This window comes from Pseudomonas sp. 32A (assembly GCF_052682255.1).
Map to the genome: position 1 here is coordinate 6699911 of NZ_JBQYLY010000001.1, position 22212 is coordinate 6722122.

Annotated in this window: 20 protein-coding genes; 5 read left to right on the top strand and 15 right to left on the bottom strand. The window is 61.8% G+C overall.

Annotated elements, in window-relative coordinates; genetic code table 11:
- Positions 1-110: 110 nt before the first annotated feature.
- The 8 genes from dctM to ACUN0G_RS30745 all read right to left on the bottom strand — a co-directional run bounded on the left by dctM (position 111) and on the right by ACUN0G_RS30745 (position 8812).
- Positions 111-1391 (bottom strand): C4-dicarboxylate TRAP transporter large permease protein DctM, encoded by a 1281-nt coding sequence (gene dctM / locus ACUN0G_RS30710; RefSeq protein ID WP_010169752.1) that lies wholly within the window; start codon positions 1389-1391, stop codon positions 111-113.
- Positions 1391-2023 carry a TRAP transporter small permease gene (locus ACUN0G_RS30715; protein ID WP_258345358.1) on the bottom strand — a complete coding sequence of 211 codons (633 nt, stop codon included), beginning with the start codon at positions 2021-2023 and terminating at the stop codon, positions 1391-1393. Before ACUN0G_RS30715 ends, dctM begins: the two co-directional genes overlap by 1 nt.
- 175 nt (positions 2024-2198) lie before the next feature.
- Complete coding sequence (gene dctP / locus ACUN0G_RS30720) at positions 2199-3182, bottom strand: C4-dicarboxylate TRAP substrate-binding protein DctP (RefSeq protein WP_445575216.1); 984 nt, start codon at positions 3180-3182, stop codon at positions 2199-2201.
- A 220-nt stretch (positions 3183-3402) separates the two neighbouring features.
- Positions 3403-4218 carry an HpcH/HpaI aldolase/citrate lyase family protein gene (locus tag ACUN0G_RS30725; protein WP_445575217.1) on the bottom strand — a complete coding sequence of 272 codons (816 nt, stop codon included), beginning with the start codon at positions 4216-4218 and terminating at the stop codon, positions 3403-3405.
- A 14-nt stretch (positions 4219-4232) separates the two neighbouring features.
- Complete coding sequence (locus ACUN0G_RS30730) at positions 4233-5429, bottom strand: CaiB/BaiF CoA transferase family protein (protein ID WP_445575218.1); 1197 nt, start codon at positions 5427-5429, stop codon at positions 4233-4235.
- A 9-nt stretch (positions 5430-5438) separates the two neighbouring features.
- Entirely contained in the window at positions 5439-6788 is a 1350-nt protein-coding gene (locus ACUN0G_RS30735) for an MmgE/PrpD family protein (RefSeq protein ID WP_445575219.1), read from the bottom strand.
- Between the two features lie 10 nt (positions 6789-6798).
- Positions 6799-7962: an acyl-CoA dehydrogenase family protein gene (locus tag ACUN0G_RS30740; RefSeq protein WP_178965869.1), complete on the bottom strand. Its 1164-nt coding sequence runs from the start codon at positions 7960-7962 to the stop codon at positions 6799-6801.
- Between the two features lie 31 nt (positions 7963-7993).
- On the bottom strand, positions 7994-8812 hold the full coding sequence (locus tag ACUN0G_RS30745) for an FAS1-like dehydratase domain-containing protein (RefSeq protein WP_445575220.1): 819 nt from the start codon (positions 8810-8812) through the stop codon (positions 7994-7996).
- 263 nt (positions 8813-9075) lie between these two features.
- Between ACUN0G_RS30745 and ACUN0G_RS30750 the strand changes: the two genes are divergently transcribed.
- The gene (locus ACUN0G_RS30750) at positions 9076-9969 is read left to right on the top strand and encodes a LysR family transcriptional regulator (RefSeq protein ID WP_445575221.1); all 894 of its coding nucleotides are present in this window, start codon (positions 9076-9078) and stop codon (positions 9967-9969) included.
- Here ACUN0G_RS30750 and ACUN0G_RS30755 read toward each other — a convergent pair.
- Genes ACUN0G_RS30755 through ACUN0G_RS30770 form a run of 4 tightly spaced genes read right to left on the bottom strand, consistent with a single transcriptional unit; the run spans position 9962 to position 16233 of the window.
- The gene (locus ACUN0G_RS30755; protein ID WP_445575222.1) at positions 9962-12856 is read right to left on the bottom strand and encodes a bpX6 domain-containing protein; all 2895 of its coding nucleotides are present in this window, start codon (positions 12854-12856) and stop codon (positions 9962-9964) included. The two genes, ACUN0G_RS30750 and ACUN0G_RS30755, sit on opposite strands and share 8 nt — an antisense overlap.
- A complete protein-coding gene (locus ACUN0G_RS30760) occupies positions 12849-14681 on the bottom strand; it encodes a hypothetical protein (RefSeq protein ID WP_445575223.1) in 1833 nt (610 codons plus the stop codon). Before ACUN0G_RS30760 ends, ACUN0G_RS30755 begins: the two co-directional genes overlap by 8 nt.
- A complete protein-coding gene (locus ACUN0G_RS30765; protein WP_445575224.1) occupies positions 14681-15115 on the bottom strand; it encodes a bpX5 domain-containing protein in 435 nt (144 codons plus the stop codon). The genes ACUN0G_RS30760 and ACUN0G_RS30765 overlap by 1 nt, the downstream gene beginning before the upstream one ends.
- Entirely contained in the window at positions 15112-16233 is a 1122-nt protein-coding gene (locus ACUN0G_RS30770; RefSeq protein ID WP_445575225.1) for an AAA family ATPase, read from the bottom strand. Before ACUN0G_RS30770 ends, ACUN0G_RS30765 begins: the two co-directional genes overlap by 4 nt.
- Positions 16234-16325: 92 nt before the next feature.
- Between ACUN0G_RS30770 and ACUN0G_RS30775 the strand changes: the two genes are divergently transcribed.
- On the top strand, positions 16326-16811 hold the full coding sequence (locus tag ACUN0G_RS30775) for a GFA family protein (RefSeq protein WP_445575226.1): 486 nt from the start codon (positions 16326-16328) through the stop codon (positions 16809-16811).
- A gap of 374 nt (positions 16812-17185) precedes the next feature.
- On the opposite strand, the gene ACUN0G_RS30780 is transcribed toward ACUN0G_RS30775, so the two are convergent.
- Positions 17186-17662: a GNAT family N-acetyltransferase gene (locus ACUN0G_RS30780; protein ID WP_445575227.1), complete on the bottom strand. Its 477-nt coding sequence runs from the start codon at positions 17660-17662 to the stop codon at positions 17186-17188.
- Positions 17663-17945: 283 nt separating this feature from the next.
- Between ACUN0G_RS30780 and ACUN0G_RS30785 the strand changes: the two genes are divergently transcribed.
- Entirely contained in the window at positions 17946-19196 is a 1251-nt protein-coding gene (locus tag ACUN0G_RS30785; RefSeq protein WP_445575228.1) for a ribonucleotide-diphosphate reductase subunit beta, read from the top strand.
- 45 nt (positions 19197-19241) lie between these two features.
- Here the strand turns inward: ACUN0G_RS30785 and ACUN0G_RS30790 are convergent, their stop codons facing one another.
- Both ACUN0G_RS30790 and ACUN0G_RS30795 read right to left on the bottom strand, forming a co-directional pair.
- Complete coding sequence (locus ACUN0G_RS30790) at positions 19242-19541, bottom strand: putative quinol monooxygenase (RefSeq protein WP_258345344.1); 300 nt, start codon at positions 19539-19541, stop codon at positions 19242-19244.
- An 86-nt stretch (positions 19542-19627) separates the two neighbouring features.
- Positions 19628-20638, bottom strand: coding sequence for a zinc-binding alcohol dehydrogenase family protein (locus tag ACUN0G_RS30795; RefSeq protein ID WP_445575229.1), 1011 nt, complete (start codon positions 20636-20638; stop codon positions 19628-19630).
- A gap of 97 nt (positions 20639-20735) precedes the next feature.
- Here ACUN0G_RS30795 and ACUN0G_RS30800 point away from each other — a divergent pair, with 97 nt between their 5' ends.
- Both ACUN0G_RS30800 and ACUN0G_RS30805 read left to right on the top strand, forming a co-directional pair.
- The gene (locus tag ACUN0G_RS30800) at positions 20736-21635 is read left to right on the top strand and encodes a LysR substrate-binding domain-containing protein (RefSeq protein ID WP_445575230.1); all 900 of its coding nucleotides are present in this window, start codon (positions 20736-20738) and stop codon (positions 21633-21635) included.
- A 17-nt stretch (positions 21636-21652) separates the two neighbouring features.
- Positions 21653-22147 carry a DUF1289 domain-containing protein gene (locus ACUN0G_RS30805; RefSeq protein WP_258345337.1) on the top strand — a complete coding sequence of 165 codons (495 nt, stop codon included), beginning with the start codon at positions 21653-21655 and terminating at the stop codon, positions 22145-22147.
- The last annotated feature ends 65 nt before the right edge of the window (positions 22148-22212 follow it).

Below are 22212 nucleotides of genomic sequence, written 5' to 3' on the forward strand. Positions count from 1 at the left end.
GAGCGAGCTTGCTCGCGAAAAACCGTCAGGCGACGCGTTCATTCAGGATGCACGCGTCATCGTTGACGACCATCGCGAGCAAGCTCGCTCCTACAGCAAGCCACAGGTGCTTACATCCCCAACCAGTGCGGCAAGGCCAGGGAGATGAACGGCAGGTAGGTCACCATGATCAGGAACACCAGCAAAATCATCAGCCACGGCAACGCCGCGCGAATGGTCTGCCCCAGGGTCAGCCCGGTCACCGCCGAGGTCACAAACAGGTTCAGCCCCACCGGTGGATGCACCAGGCCAATCTCCATGTTGACCACCATCACAATCCCCAGGTGAATCGGGTCGATCCCCAGCTTCATCGCAATCGGGAAAAAGATCGGCGCCAGGATCAGCACAATCGCCGACGGCTCCATAAAGCTGCCCGCCACCAACAACACCACGTTGACCATGATCAAAAAGCCAATCGGCGTCAGGCCTTCAGAGATCACCCACGCGGTGATTTCCTGGGGGATTTGCTCTGTGGTCAGCACGTGGGCGAAGAGCATGGCGTTGGCGATGATAAACATCAGCATGATCGCCAGGCGCCCGGACTCCAGCAGCACCTTGGGGCAATCCTTGATCTTCATGTCCTTGTAGACAAACAGCGCGACAAACGCCGAGTACACCGCCGCCACCGCCGCCGCTTCGGTCGGGGTGAACATGCCGCTGTAGATGCCGCCAAGGATGATCACCAATAGCAACAAGCCCCAGAATGCCCGGCGGGCGCAGGTCAGCCACTCGCGAAAGGTCGCCCGTGGCTGGGCCGGCAGCTTCTTGATGCGCGCGACGATGTAGATCGCGACCATCAACATCAAGCCCAGCAGCAGCCCCGGGATCACCCCGGCCATAAACAGCTTGCCCACCGAGGTTTCAGTCGCCGCCGAGTACACCACCATCACAATCGATGGCGGAATCAGGATGCCCAGGGTACCGGCGTTGCAGATGATCCCGGCGCCGAATTCCTTCGGATAGCCCGAGCGCACCATGCCTGCCACAGCAATCGAACCCACCGCCGCCACGGTTGCAGGCGATGAGCCCGACAGCGCGGCAAACAGCATGCACGCCAACACCGCCGCAATCGCCAGCCCGCCCCGGATATGCCCGACGCAGGCGTTGGCAAAGTCGATCAACCGTTGCGCCACGCCGCCGGTGGTCATGAACGCACCCGACAACAGGAAGAACGGAATCGCCAGGAAGGTGTAGGCGTCCGAGGTTTCAAACAGCTTGATCGCCAGGGAACTCACCGAGTCCGGGCTGAACATCAGGATCGACACCGCGCCCGACAACCCCAGGGAAATCGCGATGGGCACACCGAGGAACATGAACACAAACAGCAGCAAAAACAGACACAGAACGGCCATCAGTGACGCTCCTCATGGCTGCCAGCCAACTTGCTGGCTTCACCGGCTTCGTCGGCCAGGCCCAGCCCGGTTTGGCGGTGGGTGAAGATGCGGTAGAAGATTTCCAGGTAGCGGATGAACACCAGGGCAAAACCGATGGGCACGATCACCACGATGTCGTCGACATCGATGCCGAACTTGTCGAGGTCTTCGGCGCCGATGTGCGCCGTCGTCACCGCGCTCAGCCACTTGTAGCTGGCGATCATGAACAACCCGGCGTAGGCCAGGCAGCACAGGCAGGCAAGCATGCCCAGCAGGCGCTGCACACGGCGCGGGGTCAGCTTGACCAGGGCATCCACGCCGAGGTGGCCGGCGGTGCGTACGCCGTAGGAAATGCCGAAGAAAATCAGCCAGCCGAACATGGCCTTGGTCAGCGCCACGCTCCAGGTCATGTCCTGGGCCCAGCCCATGGTGTGATCACCCAGGGCGTTGAAGAAACCGCTGCTCCACGCCCACTTATCAGCGAGGGCAAAGAACAGGGTGTAGATGTTGTTGAGCATGACGTAGACAAAAGTCACCAGGGTCATGGCGGCCAGCAGGATGGCGATAAAGCCTTCCTCCAGGTGCTCCCAGACGCGCCTTAGCGTTTGCATGGCAAAACCTCGCGAAGCGGAGATAGGTATGTGCAAGGCTTGGAGGCGGGAACCGGATCAAACTGTGGGAGCGGGCTTGCTCGCGAAGGCGGTGTGTCAGTCACCGAATGCATCAGCTGAAAGACTGCATTCGCGAGCAAGCCCGCTCCCGCATTTGATCTCGGTGCTCTCCAAATTACGGGTTCGACGCGTCGGCCGCCTTGATCAGGTCGGCACCGATTTCACCTTCGAACTTCTGCCACACCGGGCGCATGGCTTCGCGCCACAGCTGGCGTTGCTCGGGCGTCAGTTCGATGATTTCGCTGGTCTTGGCGTCGATGATCTTCTGCTTGGCCGACTGGTTCAGCGCTTCGGCCTGCTTGTTCACCTCGACGGTGACTTCAACCATGATCTGGTCGAGGGTGGTGCGCACATCCGGCGGCAGGCCGTTCCAGAACTTGGCGTTGGTGATCACCATGTAGTCGATCAGGCCATGGTTGGACTCGGTGAAGTACTTCTGCACTTCGTTGACCTTCTGGCTTTCATAGTTCGACCAGGTGTTCTCGGTGCCGTTGACGGTGCCGGTCTGCAAGCCCTGGTACACCTCGGCGAAGCTCATCTTGCGCGGGTTGGCGCGGATCGCCTTGAACTGCTCTTCCAGCACGCTGGAGGCCTGCACGCGGAACTTCAGGCCACGGGCATCCTTGGGCTCACGCAATGCCTTGTTCGCCGACAACTGCTTGAGGCCGTTGTGCCAATAGGCCAGGCCGAGAATGTTCTTGTCTTGCATTGAAGTCAGCAGCGCCTTGCCCTGGGCCGCCTGGAAGCGGTCGACCGCCGCCAGGTCGTTGAACAGGAATGGCAGGTCGTAAATCTGTACTTGTTTGGTGTACTGCTCAAACTTGGCCAGGGATGGCGCCAGCATCTGCACGTCCCCCAGCAGCAGCGCTTCCATTTCCTTGCCGTCGCCGAACAGCGAGGAGTTGGGGTACACCTCGACCTTCACCCGGCCGGGCAGGCGTTCTTCAGCGAGCTTCTTGAACAGCAACGCGCCCTGGCCTTTAGGGGTATTTTCCGCGACGACGTGGGCAAACTTGATCACGATGGGGTCGGCCGCCTGGGCCAGGCCCGCAGCAAACAAGGTGGCGGCGCAGAGCAGCGCCCGAGAAAGCTTGAGCATGGAAAATCACCTTCTTATTGTTGTGTTATAGGGCAAGGTGCCTGATGTCACGCGTATAGAGAATTTCGAATTTTAGATACCTGCGTTCGGCGTGGACGAACGCCGACATCGCAAACAACGGAGATCCAATGTGGGAGCTGGCTTGCCTGCGATAGCGGCGTGTCAGGCAACACATCCTTGGCTGAAGCACCGCTATCGCAGGCAAGCCAGCTCCCACACTTTAGAGTTGTGCAGCCAGCAATCTTTGGGCCCGCAGCAGCACCGGTGCATCCACCATTTGCCCATCCAGTTGATAGGCCCCGGCCCCATGGGCACCGGCTTCCACCACCCGTTTGGCCCACGCCAAATCTTCGGCGCTGGGGGCCAACGCCTGGTGAATCACCGCCACTTGCCTGGGATGGATACACAGGGCGCCGGCAAAGCCCATTTCATAGGCATGCCGAATCGCGCGGCGCAGGCCTTCAGGGTCGTCGATGGCCGGGTGCACGCCGTCCAGTGGCGCCACCAGCCCGGCAGCGCGGGAATGCACGATCAAGGCAAGGCGGGCCTGGTCCAGGGCAAATTGCGCGGCAGGGGAGCCGCTGCTCAGGTTCAAGTCCAGCGCCAGGTCCAGGCCGCCGAATGACAAGCGCTGCACCAACGGTGCATGAGCGATTTCCGCCACCGCCAGCAAGCCCCGCGCATTTTCGATAATCGGCCAGATGGCCTTGCCCGTTGCCGCCACCACCGCCACCTGGGCCGCGCTTTCAACCTTGGGCAGCAACACCCCCGCCACCCCGGCATGGGCCTGACAGAACGCCACATCGGCAAAGTGCTCGGGGTGCTCCGGCGCATTGATCCGCACCCACACCCGCGCATCCGGCGTTGCCTGCAAAAACACCCCGAGGTTGTCCCGGGCCTGGCGCTTGAGCGGCTCTTCCACCGCGTCTTCAAAATCCACAATCACCGCATCGGCGCCACTGGCCAAGGCCTTGGCAAAACGTTCCGGCCGGCTGCCCGGTACGAACAGCGCAGAGCGCACAAGAGAAGTTGGCATCGCTCAATTCCTTATCAGATAACGCCGCGTGCACGCAGGCTGTCGATGGCTTCAGCGGAGTAACCCAGCTGGTCCAGAATTCCCTGGCTGTGCTGCCCCAGCCCCGGCACTGCGTCCATGCGCGGGGTAAACGCGGCATTGCGCGCCGGTGGCAGCAACGACGGCAACTTGCCCGCCGGGCTGTCGACTTCCCGCCAGCTGTCCCGGGCCTTGAGCTGCGGGTGGTCCCACACGCCTTGCATATCGTTGACCCGGGCGCTGGCGATTTGCGCGTCTTCCAGGCGCTGAATCACGCCCTCGGCACTCATCTGCGCGAAGCGGTCGACGATGATCTGGCGCAGCACGTCGCGGTTTTCCGAGCGCTTGAAGTTGGCCGAGAAACGCTCGTCGGTGGCCAGCTCCGGCGTGAGCAGCACCTTGTCGCAAAACGCCGCCCACTCCCGTTCGTTCTGCAAACCGAGCATCACCGTGCCGCCGTCGCCGGTGGGAAACGGACCGTAGGGGTAAATCGTCGAATGCGCCGCACCCGCGCGCGGTGGCTGGGGCGCGCCGTCGAAGGCGTAATACATTGGGTAGCCCATCCACTCCACCAGGCTTTCCAGCATGCTGACGTCGATGCGACTGCCCTGCCCGGTTTTGCCCCGCAGCAGCAGCGCCGAGAGGATGCCGCTGTAGGCGTACATCCCGGCGGAAATATCGGCGATGGAACAGCCGGCCTTGGCCATCTGGTCCTCACCCGGGCCGCCGGTGACCGAGAGGAAGCCGCCTTCACTCTGGATCAGCAGGTCGTAGGCTTTCTTTTTCTCGTAAGGTCCGCCTTCGCCATAGCCAGAGATGTCGCAGACGATCAGGCGCGGGAAGCGCTCATGCAGTGCCTCAAATGACAGCCCCATGCGCGCCGCAGCGCCCGGTGCCAGGTTCTGCACCAGCACATCGGCGTCGGCCAGCAGGGTTTCCAGGATATCCCCGGCATCGTCGTGCTTGAGGTCCAGGGTCAGGCTTTCCTTGGAGCGGTTGGTCCATACGAAATGCGAGGCCAGGCCGCGCACGCGCTCGTCGTAGCCTCGGGCAAAGTCACCGGCGCCCGGGCGTTCGATCTTGATCACACGGGCGCCCAGGTCAGCCAACTGGCGGGTGCAGAACGGTGCGGCAATCGCGTGTTCCAGGCTGACGACGGTGATGCCGTCCAACGGTCGTTGATTAGCAGTCATGACGATTCCTTAAAGCCAGTGAGCCAGGGACGTGGCGTTGCGCAGGTCCCAGACCTTTTCGATCAGCCCGGTGGTTTGCGCGGGCGTGCGGGCGCCGCTGAATTGAGTCAAGCGCTGGAATTTGTCGGCCAGCTCGGCACGGTTCAGGGTGTTGCCGGGATCGCCCTTGGGCTCGTCGATGGCGCCATGCAGCACGCGACCGTCGACCGTGGTGACAATCACCCGGCCCAGCCAGCGCTGCGGATAGGCCCCGTCGACCTCGGCGTCGAGGGTCATGCTGACCTTGTCGCGAAATGCCGATACGTCTGCGTCGTTGAGCGCCAGCTCGTGAAACTCGGTCAGCCCGGCCTTGCCGTGCACGGCAATCAACCCCAGCACGGTGCCCATGGAAAACTTGGCCTGGTGCACGGTCTGCGGCCGCGTTACCCGGCCCAATACGTCGATGGCGCCTTGGTGAACGTGGGTGTCCACGCGGGTGATGTGCTCATGCCCGAGGCTTTCGCGCTGCATCAGGTCCAGCAGCGCATCGGCCGCTGGATGAGTGTGGCGGCACGAAGCGTGGAACTTGAACGAGGTTTCCAGCAGCGCCCAGCGGCTGCCGAGGCGATCCGAGAGTTTGCTGGGGTCTGCATCGGTGGACATGCCCGCCGCCATCCCCTGATCACCTTCCAGAATATTGCGCGCACCGGTCAGCCCATCCGCCGTCAAATACGCGGCCAACAAACCGTCGGCGGCCGCCTTGGCGGTGTGCAGTTGCTTGGAGTCGGCGGCATCCCGCAGGAACTCCCAAAGACCGGCCGCCTGAGTGCCGGCACTGCCCAGCAGATTGATGAATTGCTCATGATTGAAGTCGAGCAATTTACCCACCGCGACAGCCGCCGCGAGGGTGCCGACGGTGGCCGTGGTGTGGAAGATCCGGTAGTGGGAACGGCCCATGAATTCGCCGATGCGAATCCCGGCCTCGTAACCGGCCACCGAAGCCAGCAGCAGTTCGCGACCGGACTTTCCGAGGTCTTGCGCCGCCGCAAATGCAGCAGGAAACACCACGGTCGCCGGGTGCAAGACTGAGCTGTTGTGCAGGTCGTCCTGCTCCACCAGGTGCGACGACGCGCCGTTCACCAGCGCGGCGAAATAGGCACTGCTGCTGCCGCCGTTAACGATGATCTGCGCCGGGCCATTGGCCGGGCCCATCCTGCGGGCATAACGCTCGAACAGCGGGATCGGATGCGCGCCTTGGCTGGCCAGCGCCGAGGCGAGCCAGTCGAGGAACAGGTCTTCGGTGCGGGCGAGTACGTCGTCCGGCAATTGCTCGTAACTCAACTCCGCGAGGAAGCGGCACAGCGCTTGGGTGTGGCTCATGGTCGGGTCCTCAGAAGCTGCGTGGCAGCTCGAGCAAATGCTCGGCCACGTAGGACAGGATCAGGTTGGTAGAGATCGGCGCGACCTGATACAGACGGGTCTCGCGGAACTTGCGCTCCACGTCGTATTCACAGGCAAACCCGAAGCCGCCGTGGGTTTGCAGGCAGGCGTTGGCGGCTTCCCAGGACGCCTTGGCCGCCAGGTACTTGGCCATGTTCGCGCTGGCCCCGGCGTTGGCGCCGCTGTCGTATTCCTCACAGGCACGCCAGCGCATCAAGTCGGCCGCTTCGATCTCGATATGCGCTTCGGCAATCGGGAACTGCACGCCCTGGTTCTGCCCGATGGGCCGGCCAAACACCACCCGGTCACGGGCATAGGCGCTGGCTTTCTCGATAAACCAGCGGCCGTCGCCAATACACTCGGCGGCAATCAGGGTGCGTTCGGCGTTGAGTCCGTCGAGGATGTAGCGGAAGCCCTTGCCCTCCTCGCCAATCAGGCTGTCCAGCGGCAACTCCAGGTTGTCGAAGAACAGTTCGTTGGTCTCGTGGTTGACCATGTTGGCGATGGGCTGCACGGTCAGGCCGTTGCCGATGGCTTCCCGCAGGTCCACCAGGAAGATCGACATGCCTTCGGATTTTTTCTTCACCTCCGCCAGCGGCGTGGTGCGAGCCAGCAGGATCATCAGGTCGGAATGCTGCACCCGCGAGATCCAGACTTTCTGGCCGTTGATCACGTACTTGTCGCCGCGTTTGACGGCGGTGGTCTTGATCTTGGTGGTGTCAGTGCCGGTGGTGGGCTCGGTCACGGCCATCGATTGCAGGCGCAATTCGCCGCTGGCGAGCTTGGGCAGGTAGAAGCTTTTCTGCGCTTCGCTGCCGTGGCGCAGCAAGGTGAACATGTTGTACATCTGGCCATGGACGGTGCCGGAGTTGCCGCCGCAGCGGTTCACTTCTTCCAGGATCACCGAGGCTTCCGCCAATCCGAGGCCGGAGCCGCCGTATGCTTCGGGGATCATTGCCGACAGCCAGCCGGCGTCGGTCAAGGCCTTGACGAAGGCTTGCGGAAAGCCCTTTTCTTCATCGACCTTGCGCCAGTAGGCGGCGTCGAATTCGGCGCACAGTGCGCGGACGCCTTCGCGGATGGCATTCAGTTCTTCGTTGTCATTCGGGTTCATTAACGGCTCTCCGCCTGTTGTTCTTGGAGGTTTATTCGAAATGCAGTTCGGCGCGCTGGGCCACGCCGTCAGCGTTGCCCGCCCACAATTCGGCGACGCCCGGCGCAGTGATATGCCCGCCGACTTCAAAGGGTTGCGGGGCAATCAACGGCCGCACGCCGCGATAGGAAAAACGGCGCAACGTGGCCGCAGGATTTGCGCGGCAAAACGCGCGCAGGCTCAAGGTGGCGATCAGCGGACCGTGCACCACCAGCCCCGAATAACCTTCGGTGCCGGTGACATAGGGGTAGTCGTAGTGAATGCGGTGGCCGTTGAAGGTCACGGCGCTGTAGCGGAACAGCAAGGTTGGCGTCGGGTCGACCGCTTCGCGCCAGTCGCCTTCGGGTAATACATCACCACTGCCCTGCTTGGGCGGCGTGGGTTCGCGATAGACGATGTCCTGTTCCTCGCGGATGGCCAGGCGGCCGCCCTGGGAATAGTCGTGACGCACGGTGACGAAGAGCAGCGAGCCGGTGCGGCCGGTTTTTTCTTCCACTTGGGTGATGGTCGAAACGCGGGTGGCGGACTCACCGGCACGCAACCCGTGGAAAAACTCGATACGCCCGCCGGCCCACATGCGGTTGCGGTTATCTGCCGGTGGCAGGAACCCACCACGGGCTGGGTGGCCGTCACCGCCCAGGGCGGATTCGGGCAGCGGGTCCTGGAAAAAGCACCATTGCCACAACGGCGGAACCGCCTCGCCATCTGCGGGTACCGCCTCGCCGAAGGTGGCGGCGATGCGTTTGAGCAGGTTGTGGCTCAAGTGGTCGTGGGCTGTTTCGCTACGGCCGATCCAGTCTGTGGCGCTCATCAGGTGCATGTCCTCGGGCAGGGAATCTGAGCCGGATCATGCTGGGCCTTGGCCATTCTGAGAATTTGCATTTCAATAAAGCAGCGTTCGGCTATGCTGAACGCCATTGCCCATAAAAAGATCTCAAGAACCCGGATGATCAATGTGGGAGCTGGCTTGCCTGCGATAGCGCCCTGTCAGTCAACACTGCTTTGGTTGGCCCACCGCTATCGCAGGCAAGCCAGCTCCCACATGGGTCCTTCGTCGCTGCCCCGGAGCCTTGCATGCACTTCGATCTGGCTGACTTACGCCTGTTTATCCATATCGCCGAATCCCCCAGCCTGACCCAGGGCGCCAAGCGCGCGTTCCTCTCGCCGGCCGCCGCCAGTGCGCGGATCAAGGCCCTGGAAGGCCAGCTCGACACACGCCTGCTGTACCGCGACAGCCGTGGTGTGGAGATCACCCCGGCGGGCGAACGCCTGTTGCACCATGCGCGGTTGATCATGCGTCAGGTGGATTACCTGAAGAGTGAGTTCACCCAATACGGCATCGACTCGGCCGGGCATATCCGCATTTTTGCCAACACCACCGCCGTGACCGAGTTTCTCCCGGAAGTGCTGGCAGGCTTTCTTTCCGCGCGTCCTGGCGTCACCGTGGACCTTCAGGAGCGGCTGTCACGAGACATCGTGCGAGGCGTGCTCGACGGCACCAGCGACATGGGCATCATCGCCGGGCCCGTGGAAGCATCGGGGTTGCAGGTGCTGCATTTCAGCACCGACCACCTGGTGTTGACGGTACCCGTGGGGCATCCGCTGGCGGGCCAGCCTTCGGTGACACTGGAGCAAACCCTGGCCTACCAACATATCGGCTTGCATGACGGCAGCACGTTGCTGAGTTTCCTGCGTGAGCATGTGGAGCGGTTGGGCAAGCATCTGTCGTTGCGGATCCAGATGTCGAGTTTCGAGGCGATCTGCCGGATGGTCGAGGCTGGCGTCGGGATCGGCATCATTCCTGAATCGGCCGCAGTGCGGCACAGCCGGACCATGCAGTTGGTGACGGTGAAACTGGATGAGGTTTGGGCGGTACGCGAGCGCAGTATTCTGGTGCGGGAGCTGGAGGCGTTGCCCGGCACCATTCGCGCGTTGATAGCCACGTTGATGCCGGAGACGGTCAGTTAAGGGTGATGTTGCGCTGGCTGCCATTGGCAACGTTGATATGGGACAGGCGGCCTTGTTCATCGAACAGCAGCCAGTCATCGCCCTGTTGACGCACATTGGCGTCATCGAGCGGCCACGTCCAAGTGGCGCAAAGACGGTCGCTGGCGCGGTGAATCATATGCCAACGGCTCTGGTTCTCAGCGAGGGCATAACGGAACAGCAGCCACTCGGGCTCCAGATGGGCGCTTACCGGGTATTCCTCGATCAGTTCGGCCGAGGCGCCCGGCAAACGATAGCCCCGGTGATTACCGGCAACGTTGACCACCAGAATCAGTTCCTCGGCGTACAGGTCCTTGATCCAGCACTCGGTGATCATGCTGACCGCGCAAAGCAACTGGTTGTGGTCCGGATTGATTGCCGGCACCACCTCGCGCCCCATCAGGCGCCGCTCCGGCAACCGGTAATGCCAGCGCTCGATGCCCACCCCCGGCACCGAAAAAAGCCATAAGTATTCGTTGCACTCATCGCTCTGCAGTCGGTAGACCCGGCCAGGCAGATCACTCACGTGCCATAGGGTGGCAAACCCTCGATCAACATCCACCACCCGCATCTGTTTCTCACGGCCGATACTCCAGGCGGTGCCATCGAAGACTTTGGCAAACACGTCCACCACCAGCACCCCAAGGTCCGTGGCGGTACGATTGACCAGGTCCAACTTGCTGATCCGCCAGGCGTCATTACGCCGAATCAGCACCAGCGCCACCTGCCGGCCGTGGGCCAGGACAATCTCCTGCGCCGGCACGGCGAAGTGGAACAGCGTGTTGCCAAACTCATCAATTACCACCGCCCCGGCTTCCCCGAGGGCCAACAGATAGCGGTGATCTTCAAGCGCAACCGCGTCGTGGATCCCTCGATTGCCTCGGGCTGGCACCCACCACTCCTGGGTCTTGCCCGCCTGGCTCAGGGGAACGACGGCAGAACGCTTCAATGCCTGGCCGGGCAGGTCCGTCAAGAGCAGTTTGTCCTTGCTCATTTTCACCAGCGCCTGCAACTGCTGGTGGGTCAAGCCACCCTCGCCACTGAGCTGGTCTGCCACGATCGCATGCACCGTCGCCCCTGTGAGCCAGGCCAGCGCACCCGCCTCGGCCTTATGGGCCAACAGCGCTTGGGCAAGGGCCGCACGTTCACGGCCGCGCTGCGGGTCATTGCGCAATTGCTCGACCCAGGCCCCGTAGGCATGCAGCGTCTCAGGCAGCAGGATGGCGCGCTTGACCAGTGCATCAATCGCCAGCCGCCCACCTGCTGCTTCGGCATTCAGCAGCCATTGCGCCGCTCGCCCACGCTCGGCAGGCAAACTCCAGATCACGTCCACGGCTTGCAGCCACAGGCCTTTTTCGGTCAGCGATTGCGCCCATTCAAGACGCAAGCGGTTGGCGCTTTCAGGCGACTTGGCCTGGAGTGCCAACACCGCTTCACCGAATGCGTTATCCCGGCGCGCTACCGACAATGCCTGCTCCCACTGCTCGGCCAGGCACAGCAAGCGCACGATCACGGCAGCGGGCATGTCCCAGGCAAGGGCAAGGTCGGCGGCCTGCTGATAGCGACCGTGTTTTTCCAGGTAATCAAGCGCTTCCTGGCGCACTTTCAGCAATTCCGCCAGCACAAACACCGCTTCCTCGATGCGCCCTTCACGGTCCAGTCGTGTGAAAGTCTGGCGGTAGATCTGCCGCAAGTGGGCCTCCAGGCCCTCCTCGAACAGCATCGCGCGCCGGGGCCCGCTTTGCTCGCTCAGGCGCAGGTCCTGCCGGCGCTCGGGGGTGCCGAACATCTGCTCGCTACTGCCCTGCTCGCCACCCAGCGGGATGGCGTGGCGCAGGGCCTCGGCAAAGTCGCCGTCTTCGAACATCTCCAGCATGCGTTGCATATAGGCGGCCTGACGCTTGCCATACAACGCCGAAAGCTTTGAATGCTGGGTCAGGCGGGTCAACCAGCGGCGCCAGGCGGCAGGTTTGTGCCCCACCGGCGTGGCACGCGGTGCGATACCTTGGGCCGCTTTTGCTGGGGGCGGCGCCGCCACGCCAGGCGAGCCACGACGCAAAAACTTGTTCAAGCCCATCAGCAGCGCGGTAAACACAATCGCGCCCACCAGCGTGCCCAGGATCACCCCGCTGAAGTCCTCACGAACGGGGGGCGGCAAAGGAGAGAAAGCCTGTTGCTTGCCATAACTGGCCATCCAGATCAGTGCCCCCACCAACGCGAAGGTGGCGCCGAGTTTCAAGGCGGGAAACGAGACAGGCTCCGCGGGTTTCCAGGGATTTTTGCCGGGAGCAGAAGCGCTGGCGGCAGGTTGTTTGGGAGCGGCGCGCTGACGGTCGATCAAGGCCTGCATGACCCCTTCCCGCTCCGGGCTGACCGAACCCAACGGCCCGCCGATGATGGTCCGCACGTCGGTGACCCGCGCCTCGAACACCGGCTCGGCCAAGGTTGCATTGCAGTCGTAGGTGTCGAGCAGCGTATAACCGCTGATATCGAGCCACTGCCCCGGCGACAGCCCCTCGGCATCGCGCAACAGCAAGGCCTGCACCTGACTGCCACGCACCAGCCACACATCCGCCGCCGGCAGGGTGTGCAATTCTTCCGGGGCCAGCAGCGCCGAACACAAACCAGCACCCTGGCGAATCAGCGGCCAACCCGCGAGGGTTTCGCATTGCACTGACAATGCAGTGCAAAAGCGCAACAAGTCACCCTCGGCAAACCGGTAGGCACCGGCACCTACCTGCCAGTGTTCGAGAATCAAGCGTTCGCGCGCTGACTCATCGAAGCGTTCACTGGAGAACCACAGCCCTTCAATCTGTTGGTGGCCGGCCAGTACCGGGCGGCGAATCAACGCCTCATTGCGCTCAAGCATGGCCGCCTTCCTTGGTGTGTTCGGGCTCTTTGTCGCATGTGACCTGCAGGCGCAAGTCACCCGACGCCACGTGATACACCAGCAGTTCGCGGGAGCTGGTGAGGACCGCAAGCAGACCACTCATGGGGCAAAAGCTGTACCGGGAAATAACATCCGAGGTGGTGAAAAGCAGTTTCTGCTGCCCGTTGCTGTAAAGGCCGATCGCGCGCTGGCCGGCGTTGACCAGCAGCAGTGACGGTTGATCCTTGCCCACGTCCAGCAGCAAGCCGATGGCTTTCCAGCCAGAGGCCAGGTCGATGTATTCCTTGATGACCGGCACAGTTTTCGGCGTGATCACCTGCCAGCTTTCATTCCCGCCCTTGGACGTGAGCAGCGCGCAGCCGCCGAAATGATGCCGCCACAACGAGTTGCCGGCGAACAGCACCTGGCTCACGCCTTCCGCCACACTCAACGCGTAACTCTCAATCCTGGCCTCATCTGCCGCCGCCGACTGGGCAAACAATCGCCCGCCGGCTTTACGGACATAGGCCAGGGTAAATTGATCGACCTTGGCCAGGCCCAACACGCCGGTGGCGAGCTCATGGGTCTGGCGCGGCTTTGAACGGTCCACCGCCTTCGCCCGGTCCGATTCCCAGTAAGCCAGCCGGCCCTGGCTATCGAGCAGGTAAACACGCTCGGCGTTAGGATTGCGCAGCCAGGCGACTGGCAGAAACGTCGCGGTACCCGGCGGCAGCAGCAGTTGCTCACGACTTGGTTTTTTTACCGGGGCCAGGCCGGGAATATTCCAGAAAGCCAAGGCCTCCTCGCTGCTCAACACCGCGCCGAGTTCGCGACTCAGGAAGGTCACCGCCAGCGCATGCTGATAAGAGGACCAGAGTTGAGTGCGTACACTCAAGGGCTTTTTCTGATTCGGCGACGGCAGCTTGATCACTGCCATCCCGGGCTGATCCAACAGACGCAAGGCCACATAGTTGCCGGCACCGGAAATCACCGGCGGCAACGTCAGGGCCACCCGAGGCACCTGCGCGTTGAGCACCGGCGCCTCTGTCGCTTCACCCTCGAAGCGGCCCTTGAGCAGTTGCAAGGCTTGGCGCTCATCCGGCGTCGGTAATTTCACCTGCCGTGTTCCCCCGGCCCGTAACTCAAACAACAGGCTTTGCCCGTCAAGACTGCGCTGCACATGGGCCCGGTGGGTGCAGCACACCGGTACAGCCTCAGGCAGGCGCTGGCCGACAAGCCAGCATTCGCCGACGGTCTGCGGCTGTTCGGCCATCCAGTCACGCCAGGCCTGCCCGTGCTGTTCACTGACCACTTCATAGGTCCGGGCGTTCAGCAGTTGCTTGAGGTTCGACGCAGCGCCCAGCTCATACAGCGCCGGTTCACGCTGCAGAATACCCCAGCGCAATTCGGCCCCAGCCTCCGCCGCGCGCCGCGCCAGCAGGATCAGCAAAGCCAGATGTACCAGGCGGGCCGCGCCCAACTGCAAGGGGCCCGCGTCGAACAGCACGACCATCAACCGATTGGCTTCCCGTGCCCGATACTGCGGCGCCAGGAACATATGCTCACCAACCGCCGCCCGACGCAGGAACTCATCGGGTACTTCCTCAGCCAACAACCACTCGCTGGACAGCAAGCGCTCATAGGGCCCACGACGTTGCAAATCCCCCAGCCCATCGGGTTCCGGCACACCGCCTTGTTGCCGGCCACGCAATGGGCCGAGCAGTGGATTGAGCCGGCCCAGCAGATCGGCGAACAGCGGCAAGTGCTCCGGGGCAAACCATTCCAGCCATTGGCTCCAGGGTTGCAGCGAGTCTGGCAGTTGCATCAGTGGCCCACCCAATAAGCGGCAATCCGCTGTAAATGTTCAGGCGTCAGCGGCAATTGGCGGTCCAGCGGAATCACCGCCTGGGGGCTGCGCCACACTAACAAGGGAGCACGTTTGAAACCCACGGCGAGTGCCTGGCCCAGCACATCCGCCGGCACGTCCGGTTCCCAACTGGTGGGCAACCACAACCCCGGCGCTCCGTCCTCGGGAGCGGCATATTCGACGCCGTCGACCCACGGCAAATCGTCGGCCACGCCAGACACCACCAACACCTGCGCATTGGCGGTGGCTTGCAGGCGCGCGGCCTGTTCGGCGGGGATCAGCAACAACCGCGCATGCAAGCGCCGCGCAGCCTCGCCCCAGGCTACGGCAGCACGCGGTTCAGCAGGCGAGCGGCGTGAGCGCCAGCCCCAGGTGTGAGCCGCAACCGTCATGCTGCGGGCGTCAGCAAATGGGTCAGTTTCTCCCGCGCCTGCTGCAGCGACTCAGGCATGGTCTGGCTATTGAAGTTGGCGTCGATCTCTCGCAGCAGGCTTTCCAGCATCGGGCTCGCCGGTGGTTCGCTGCGGTTCAGGTAGTCTTCAGCCGTTTCCAGCAGGCGATTGAGCCGCGACATCGGCTGCAAGGTCGCCTCCTCCACCGCGCTGAACAGATGGCTGTTGCTGGAAGCGGCGAACAGGTCCCGCAAGACCTCGCGGCCATGCTGCTGGGTTTCTTTGGTCGGCAACACATACAGCAACGGCCACACATCCGCTTCGCTGGCCTCAAGCCGGCCACCGAGCAAGGCCGCCGCCGCGATCAGGCGCTGGGATTTGACGATGCGCCGGTCCGACAACGCAATGCCGGCTTCCCGAAGGCGGCGAATCGCCTGGGCGAGTGCCGGGCGCACGAGGCTAAGGTCAACGTTTTTCAGCGCCTGGCCGAGGGTGTCCAGTTGAGTCAGCCCGAGTAACTGCTGGACCGGCCGCTGCTCGGACTGCCAACCACCGGCCAGCATGGCTTCCAGTTGGTTGTCTGGCACCGACTCGACAAACAGGTGCAGCAGGAAACGGTCACCGAAGGCCGCCAGCGCTTCGTCGTCCGGCAGACCGTTGGCGGCGCCTACACAGACGCGCAACGGGCAATGAATTTGCGTATGGCCACGGCGGAAGCGGCGTTCGTTGAGTACGCCCAACAAGGTGTTGAGGATCGCCGTAGAGCCCAGAAATACCTCATCGAGAAACACGATATCGGCTTCCGGCAGCATGCCGCTGACGTCGGTTTCGACGGTGCCTTCCCGGAGTTTTTTCAGGTCTACCGCGCCGAACAGTTCCGAGGGTTCGGTAAAGCGCCCGAGCAGGTACTCGAAATAGCGCCCGCCCATGGACTGCGCCACTCGCCGCACGACCGCACTTTTGGCGGTGCCGGGAGGACCGACGACGAGGATGTGTTCCTGGGCGACGGCGGCCAACACAATCAGCTCGGCCAATTGTTCACGCCCCACCAACCCTTCAGTCGCCGCGCGGACGGCATGGCGAATTTGTGCGGCAGCGCTCTGCAATGAAGCGATCATGGGTGTCTTCCCTGAAACCAAAGCGGGGAATCTTGCCTGAGGCTAAAGTATTAGCAAAGTATTGTTACATCATCGGGAGAAGGAGTTTTGCCATGCAACTCGACGGTTCCTGCCATTGCGGCGCGGTTACGTTCAGTCTTGAGAGTGCTCATCCCTACCCTTATCAGCGGTGTTATTGCTCGATTTGCCGCAAGACCCAAGGGGGTGGCGGGTATGCGATCAACCTTGGGGGGGATGCCAAGAGCCTCAAGGTGCGGGGGCGTAAGTTGATTTCGATATATCACGCGCGGATGAAAGGGCCGGGGGATAGCCGGGCGCATGCGAGTACGGCTGAGCGGCATTTCTGTTCGCGGTGTGGGTCGGGGTTGTGGTTGTTCAGTCCGGAGTGGCCGGAGTTGATTCATCCGTTTGCTTCGGCGATTGATACGCCGTTGCCGGTGCCGCCGGAGCATACGCATTTGATGTTGGGGTCGAAGGCGCCTTGGGTTGAGGTGAGTGTGCGGCTGGGGGATCTGGAGTTTGAGGAGTATCCGCAGGAATCGATTGCCCAGTGGCATGAGCGGTTGGGGCTGGGTTGATGGGGGTATATCCGTTATTTAGGTAACGGCGGCTTAGTTAACGAGGCGCCTAAGATCAAGATCAAGATCAAAAGCAAGAGCACAGCGGCCTACCGGCCGGCTTGAGTGTTGAAGAGCACAATCAAAAGCTAAAGCGGGCACGGTCCAAATGTGGGAGCGGGCTTGCTCGCGAAGGTCGTTAACGATGACGCGGGCATTCTGGATGAACGCGGCGCTCTCAGGCTTTTCGCGAGCAAGCCCGCTCCCACAGAAAAGCAGATCTGTTTTTGCTCTGGATCTTGCCTCTGCTTTTAACGCTCACAACGATGGCCGCGAGCGGGCGAGGTACCGAGTGGTTAAGCATGGACCTTTTGGTTGCTTGAGGTGCGTTTTGGTCATGCCCCCTGGAACAATCGCTCCATCTTGATGATCTCGATGGACACCGGGCTGTTACCCCGGCTGAAGGTACCCTCGCCAATCTTGCGAAAGCCGAACGCGGCATAGAATTTCTCGGCGGTGAGGGTCGCCTCCAGGTACGCCTTGGAATGGCCGGCAGCTTCGATCCGTTGCAGTGCTTCGAACAGCAATCGGGCACCCATCCCCTGCCCGGCGGCGTCACCCCGAACAAACAGTTTGCTGACTTCATGTCCGTCGATTTCCACGAAGCCCTGAAGCGTATCGGTGCAAGCCAGCCAGAAGTTTCCGGCGACGATCGCTTCGCGGTAGGTTTCGGGCGAGCGGCCGTCGAGCCACATGCTGATCTGGTCCGGGCCGTAGTCGGCGTTGCAGAGGGTTTCGACGGAGTTTTTATGCACCTGGAAAATGCCCTCGGCGTCTTCCAGACGGGCGGCGCGGATCAGCAGATTGTTCATTCCTTTGAGGTCCTGATTCGGATCAATGATCCCGGCCTTTATAGCTGACCCGCGTCATGCCAGCCACTCAAGACCCTTCATCTTGTGCGTTGACCATCCTTATCACACCCCATATAGTGTGCCCACAAACACAGACAACCACTACATAGTGTGCAAGAACGCTGAATACCGACCACACTGTGAGCTGTATTTCAATGCCTTGAAGCCTGCAAAACGCACATTTTTGAACACGCTGGGTGAATCGAAGCCCACGCCGTCAAACGGACCAGGAAGGAGCAATTCAATGCTGAGTTGGGATGAAGCAGATCAACCAGACACTGGCGACGTAGTCATCCGAGGCGCCAACGCCGGCCACGCCACCGAAGCCAACATGGATCGCCTCGACGGCGCCGGCGCTGCCGCTGCCCTTGAAGCGCGCAACGTGACCGCCAGCGACTCCGCTGCCATCGTGCGCGCCAAGGCCGCCCTCGACAAACTCGACGTCGCCGAAGGCCTAGCCGAGCTGGAAGGTTCCGCTGCCCGCGTCGCCGTAGACGAAAAGCGCATGATCAACTGCCGCGCCGACCTCAACCAACTCGTGCCTTTCAAGTACGATTGGGCCTGGCAGAAATACCTCGACGGCTGCGCCAACCACTGGATGCCGCAAGAGGTCAACATGACCGCCGACATCGCCCTGTGGAAAAACCCCGAAGGCCTGACCGACGACGAACGCCGCATCGTGATGCGCAACCTCGGCTTCTTCTCCACTGCGGATTCGTTAGTCGCGAACAACCTGGTACTGGCCGTGTACCGCCTGATCACCAACCCGGAGTGCCGCCAGTACATCCTGCGCCAGGCCTTCGAAGAAGCGATCCACACCCACGCCTATCAGTACTGCATCGAATCGCTGGCCATGGATGAAGGCGAGATCTTCAACATGTACCACGAGATTCCATCGGTCGCGAAGAAAGCGGCTTGGGGCTTGAAGTACACCCGTTCGATCTCCGATCCGAAGTTCGAAACCGGCACCGTCGAAACCGACAAAGAGCTGCTGCGTAACCTGGTCGCGTACTACTGCGTCCTGGAAGGCATCTTCTTCTACTGCGGCTTCACCCAGATCCTGTCCATGGGCCGTCGCAACAAAATGACCGGCGTGGCCGAGCAGTTCCAGTACATCCTGCGGGATGAGTCGATGCACCTGAACTTCGGCATCGATGTGATCAACCAGATCAAAATCGAAAACCCGCATTTGTGGGATGCCGAGATGAAGGAAGAAGCGACCCAGATGATCCTGCAAGGGACTCAGCTGGAGATCGAATACGCGCGTGACACCATGCCACGCGGCGTGTTGGGCATGAACGCGGCGATGATGGAGGACTACCTCAAGTTCATCGCGAACCGTCGTCTGTCGCAGATCGGTTTGAAAGAAGAATACCCAGGCACCACCAACCCGTTCCCTTGGATGAGCGAGATCATGGACTTGAAGAAAGAGAAGAATTTCTTTGAGACCCGTGTGATCGAGTACCAGACCGGCGGCGCGCTGAGCTGGGACTGACATCCATGGCCCATGGACCGCTGAACGGCGGCCCATGGGCAATGTTCAGTTCGAGACTTGCTCAAGAAATATCAGCTTCAACGGCTCGCTGAGCAAATCATCCGCCGTTGCGGCAAACCGCTGAAAGTACGGCGTCGCAAAATGCGCATCGAGTGCCGCCTGGTCCTTGAACGCTTCACGCATGTAGAACGTGCCGGGTTCGTCCCGCAGTTCAAACAACACATAGTCAAGGTTGCCGGGTTCCGTCCGCGTAGGCTCCACCAGCGATAACAAGCCTTCCTTGAGCGCCTGTTGCTTGCCGGGTTTGGCCTTGAGTACGGCGATGGAGATCAAGGGCTTTTGCATGGTGGTGGCTCCGGTTGGGAAACGTGTCGGATGCTGGCTGGAACATGCGGTGATCAATAACGCGCACAGCCATAGGGTCAGTGTTTTCATCGGAAACTCTCGAGGACGATCTTGCCCCGGGCCTTGCCGCTTTCGACCAAGGCATGGGCCCTGCGCATATTCGCGGCATTGATAGCGCCGAAATGCGCACCCAGGGTGGTTTGCAAGATGCCCTGGTCGATCAGTTGGGCAATTCGATTGAGCAGATGATGTTGCTTGACCATGTCCGGGGTTTCGAACAGCGAGCGAGTGAACATCAGCTCCCAGTGCAGGGATAAGGACTTGAGCTTGAGCGGCATCACATCAAGGCTGCGCGGATCATCGATCACCCCCAGGCGACCCTGCGGGCGCAGTACTTCGATCAATTGCGTCAGGTATTCCTCGGTATGCGTGAGGCTCGCCACATGACTGACCTCCCCGACACCCAGTGCCTGCAATTGCTTCAGCAGCGGCTGGCCGTGGTCGATCACATGGTGCGCGCCCATACGTTTGACCCAGTCGACGCTCTCCGGACGCGAGGCAGTGCCGATCACCGTCATATCCGTCAATGTGCGCGCGAGTTGCACCAACATCGAACCCACCCCGCCCGCAGCGCCGACCACCAACAGTGCATCACCGGCGACACCGCGCTCACTGACGCCCAAGCGATCAAACAACAATTCCCAGGCAGTGATCGAGGTCAGCGGCAGCGCAGCCGCGTGAGCAGCGCTCAACGACTGCGGCCTGTGCCCAACGATGCGTTCGTCAACCACCTGCAGTTCGCTGTAGCTACCCGCACGGGTCAACGACCCGGCGTAGTACACCTTGTCGCCGGGCTTGAACAAGCTCACCTCGCAGCCGACCTCACGCACTGTGCCGGCCGCGTCCCAGCCAAGGACTTTCGGCTCCCGGGCGAAGGTGCCGGCGCGGACTTTGGTATCCACCGGGTTGACCGAAACCGCCTCGACTTCCACCAACAGATCCCTGCGACCGGGGACAGGCTGGGGGATATTCACGTCTTGCAGGGAGCGCGGATCTTCGATGGGCAGACCGTGCTCAGTAAAGGTGATGGCTTTCATGGCAACTCATTAGTGATGGGGTTGCGCGCATCTTTACCTTTCCCACTACAAAGAAAAATCGACACAATGCAGCAACACTTTCACTTCTGGAGTGAAAATGATCCGTATCGATGATCTCGGGCTATTTCTGCGTAGCGCCGCCCTGGGCAGCTTTACCGCTGCGGCGGTCGAAGCCGACTTGCTGCCGGGGCAGGTCGCGGCCGCCATCAAGCGCCTGGAGCGGGAGCTGGAGGTGCGCCTGTTTACTCGCACCACACGCAGCCTGCGCCTGAGCGCTGAAGGCGAACAGTACTTGCCCACCGCTCGGTCAGTGCTCGAACACCTGGAGCAAGGCAGGGAAAACCTGCGCGGTGAGCATGCGCCGCTGCGCGGCACGCTACAGATCGCCGCACCGTCGGACCTGGGGCGCAATCTCCTGCTGCCGTGGCTCACGGAGTTTCGGCGCCTGCACCCTGCGTTGTGCGTGCGTTTTTTGCTCTCCGACCAAGTCAGCAACCTGTTTCGCGACCCGGTGGACGTGGCCATCCGCTACGGCTTTAACGAGGACGCCAATTACATAGCCTTGCCCCTGGTGCCATTGAACCGCCGGGTGCTGGTTGCGTCGCCGGACTATGTGGCGCGCCATGGCACGCCGTTGGTGCCTGACGATCTGCTGCGCCACACGTGCCTGCCCTACCTGCAAAACGGTCGCCTGCATGATCGCTGGCAACTTGGCACGCAGACGGTGCAAGTCGCCGGACCGCTGTTCAGCGACGACGCCGACGTGGTGCGGCGCTGGGCACTGTCGGGTGAAGGTATCGCCTACAAATCCTGGCTGGATATCAGCGCCGATGTGCACGCCGGCCGGCTCATGGTGCTGATGGCTGACCACCCCGGCGATATTTACCCCCTGAGCTTCGCCTGCCCCCACCGAGGGCAGGTTTCGCGTGCCGTCACCCAGTTTCACCAGTGGTTGAGCGAACGGTTCAGCACCATCCCCCCTTTTGTCATGGATTAGAAAAGCAGTCGTTATTTATGCCCAATCAAACCATCAAGACACCCTGCGTCGGCCTGTGCTCCACCGTTTACGGAGACCTGGTATGCCGGGGCTGCAAGCGTTATCACCATGAGGTGATTCAGTGGAACGGCTACAACGCCGAGGAGAAACAGGCGGTGTGGCTGCGCCTGGAACACCTGCTGGTGCAGGTGATGACCAGCAAGCTGCAGGTGCTGGACCCGCAGCGCCTGCGCCAGCAACTGGAAGACCGCAAGATCCGTTTTGTGCCTCACCAGTCGCCGTATTGCTGGGCATATCAATTGATTGCCCGGGGTGCGCGGGTGATTTCGAAGCTGGATGCGTATGGGTTGGCGCTGTTGCCGGAGTTTCGCGAGGGGAATTTGACCGATTTGCGGGATGCGATTGATCGGGAGTTTTTTCTGTTGTCCGAGGCGCATTACGAACGGTATATCGCGCCGGGGTTTCTGCGAGAATCGTTTGGGCCGCCGTTGATCGCCACTTTCGGCTCGTAGCAGCTGTCGAGCTCAGGCGAGGCTGCGTTTGCGGTGTGTCTGATACACCGCTGACGCAGCCTCGC

What these genes read in the sequence shown, in the direction of transcription:
- ACUN0G_RS30745 (WP_445575220.1), bottom strand. Translation starts at nt 8,812, where the DNA reads ATGAGCGCCACAGACTGGATCGGCCGTAGCGAAACAGCCCACGACCAC.
- dctM (WP_010169752.1), bottom strand. Translation starts at nt 1,391, where the DNA reads ATGGCCGTTCTGTGTCTGTTTTTGCTGCTGTTTGTGTTCATGTTCCTC.
- ACUN0G_RS30790 (WP_258345344.1), bottom strand. Translation starts at nt 19,541, where the DNA reads ATGCAAAAGCCCTTGATCTCCATCGCCGTACTCAAGGCCAAACCCGGC.
- ACUN0G_RS30760 (WP_445575223.1), bottom strand. Translation starts at nt 14,681, where the DNA reads ATGCAACTGCCAGACTCGCTGCAACCCTGGAGCCAATGGCTGGAATGG.
- ACUN0G_RS30735 (WP_445575219.1), bottom strand. Translation starts at nt 6,788, where the DNA reads ATGAGCCACACCCAAGCGCTGTGCCGCTTCCTCGCGGAGTTGAGTTAC.
- ACUN0G_RS30800 (WP_445575230.1), top strand. Translation starts at nt 20,736, where the DNA reads ATGATCCGTATCGATGATCTCGGGCTATTTCTGCGTAGCGCCGCCCTG.
- ACUN0G_RS30750 (WP_445575221.1), top strand. Translation starts at nt 9,076, where the DNA reads ATGCACTTCGATCTGGCTGACTTACGCCTGTTTATCCATATCGCCGAA.
- ACUN0G_RS30730 (WP_445575218.1), bottom strand. Translation starts at nt 5,429, where the DNA reads ATGACTGCTAATCAACGACCGTTGGACGGCATCACCGTCGTCAGCCTG.
- ACUN0G_RS30785 (WP_445575228.1), top strand. Translation starts at nt 17,946, where the DNA reads ATGCTGAGTTGGGATGAAGCAGATCAACCAGACACTGGCGACGTAGTC.
- ACUN0G_RS30795 (WP_445575229.1), bottom strand. Translation starts at nt 20,638, where the DNA reads ATGAAAGCCATCACCTTTACTGAGCACGGTCTGCCCATCGAAGATCCG.
- ACUN0G_RS30715 (WP_258345358.1), bottom strand. Translation starts at nt 2,023, where the DNA reads ATGCAAACGCTAAGGCGCGTCTGGGAGCACCTGGAGGAAGGCTTTATC.
- ACUN0G_RS30725 (WP_445575217.1), bottom strand. Translation starts at nt 4,218, where the DNA reads ATGCCAACTTCTCTTGTGCGCTCTGCGCTGTTCGTACCGGGCAGCCGG.
- ACUN0G_RS30770 (WP_445575225.1), bottom strand. Translation starts at nt 16,233, where the DNA reads ATGATCGCTTCATTGCAGAGCGCTGCCGCACAAATTCGCCATGCCGTC.
- ACUN0G_RS30780 (WP_445575227.1), bottom strand. Translation starts at nt 17,662, where the DNA reads ATGAACAATCTGCTGATCCGCGCCGCCCGTCTGGAAGACGCCGAGGGC.
- ACUN0G_RS30765 (WP_445575224.1), bottom strand. Translation starts at nt 15,115, where the DNA reads ATGACGGTTGCGGCTCACACCTGGGGCTGGCGCTCACGCCGCTCGCCT.
- ACUN0G_RS30775 (WP_445575226.1), top strand. Translation starts at nt 16,326, where the DNA reads ATGCAACTCGACGGTTCCTGCCATTGCGGCGCGGTTACGTTCAGTCTT.
- dctP (WP_445575216.1), bottom strand. Translation starts at nt 3,182, where the DNA reads ATGCTCAAGCTTTCTCGGGCGCTGCTCTGCGCCGCCACCTTGTTTGCT.
- ACUN0G_RS30755 (WP_445575222.1), bottom strand. Translation starts at nt 12,856, where the DNA reads ATGCTTGAGCGCAATGAGGCGTTGATTCGCCGCCCGGTACTGGCCGGC.
- ACUN0G_RS30740 (WP_178965869.1), bottom strand. Translation starts at nt 7,962, where the DNA reads ATGAACCCGAATGACAACGAAGAACTGAATGCCATCCGCGAAGGCGTC.
- ACUN0G_RS30805 (WP_258345337.1), top strand. Translation starts at nt 21,653, where the DNA reads ATGCCCAATCAAACCATCAAGACACCCTGCGTCGGCCTGTGCTCCACC.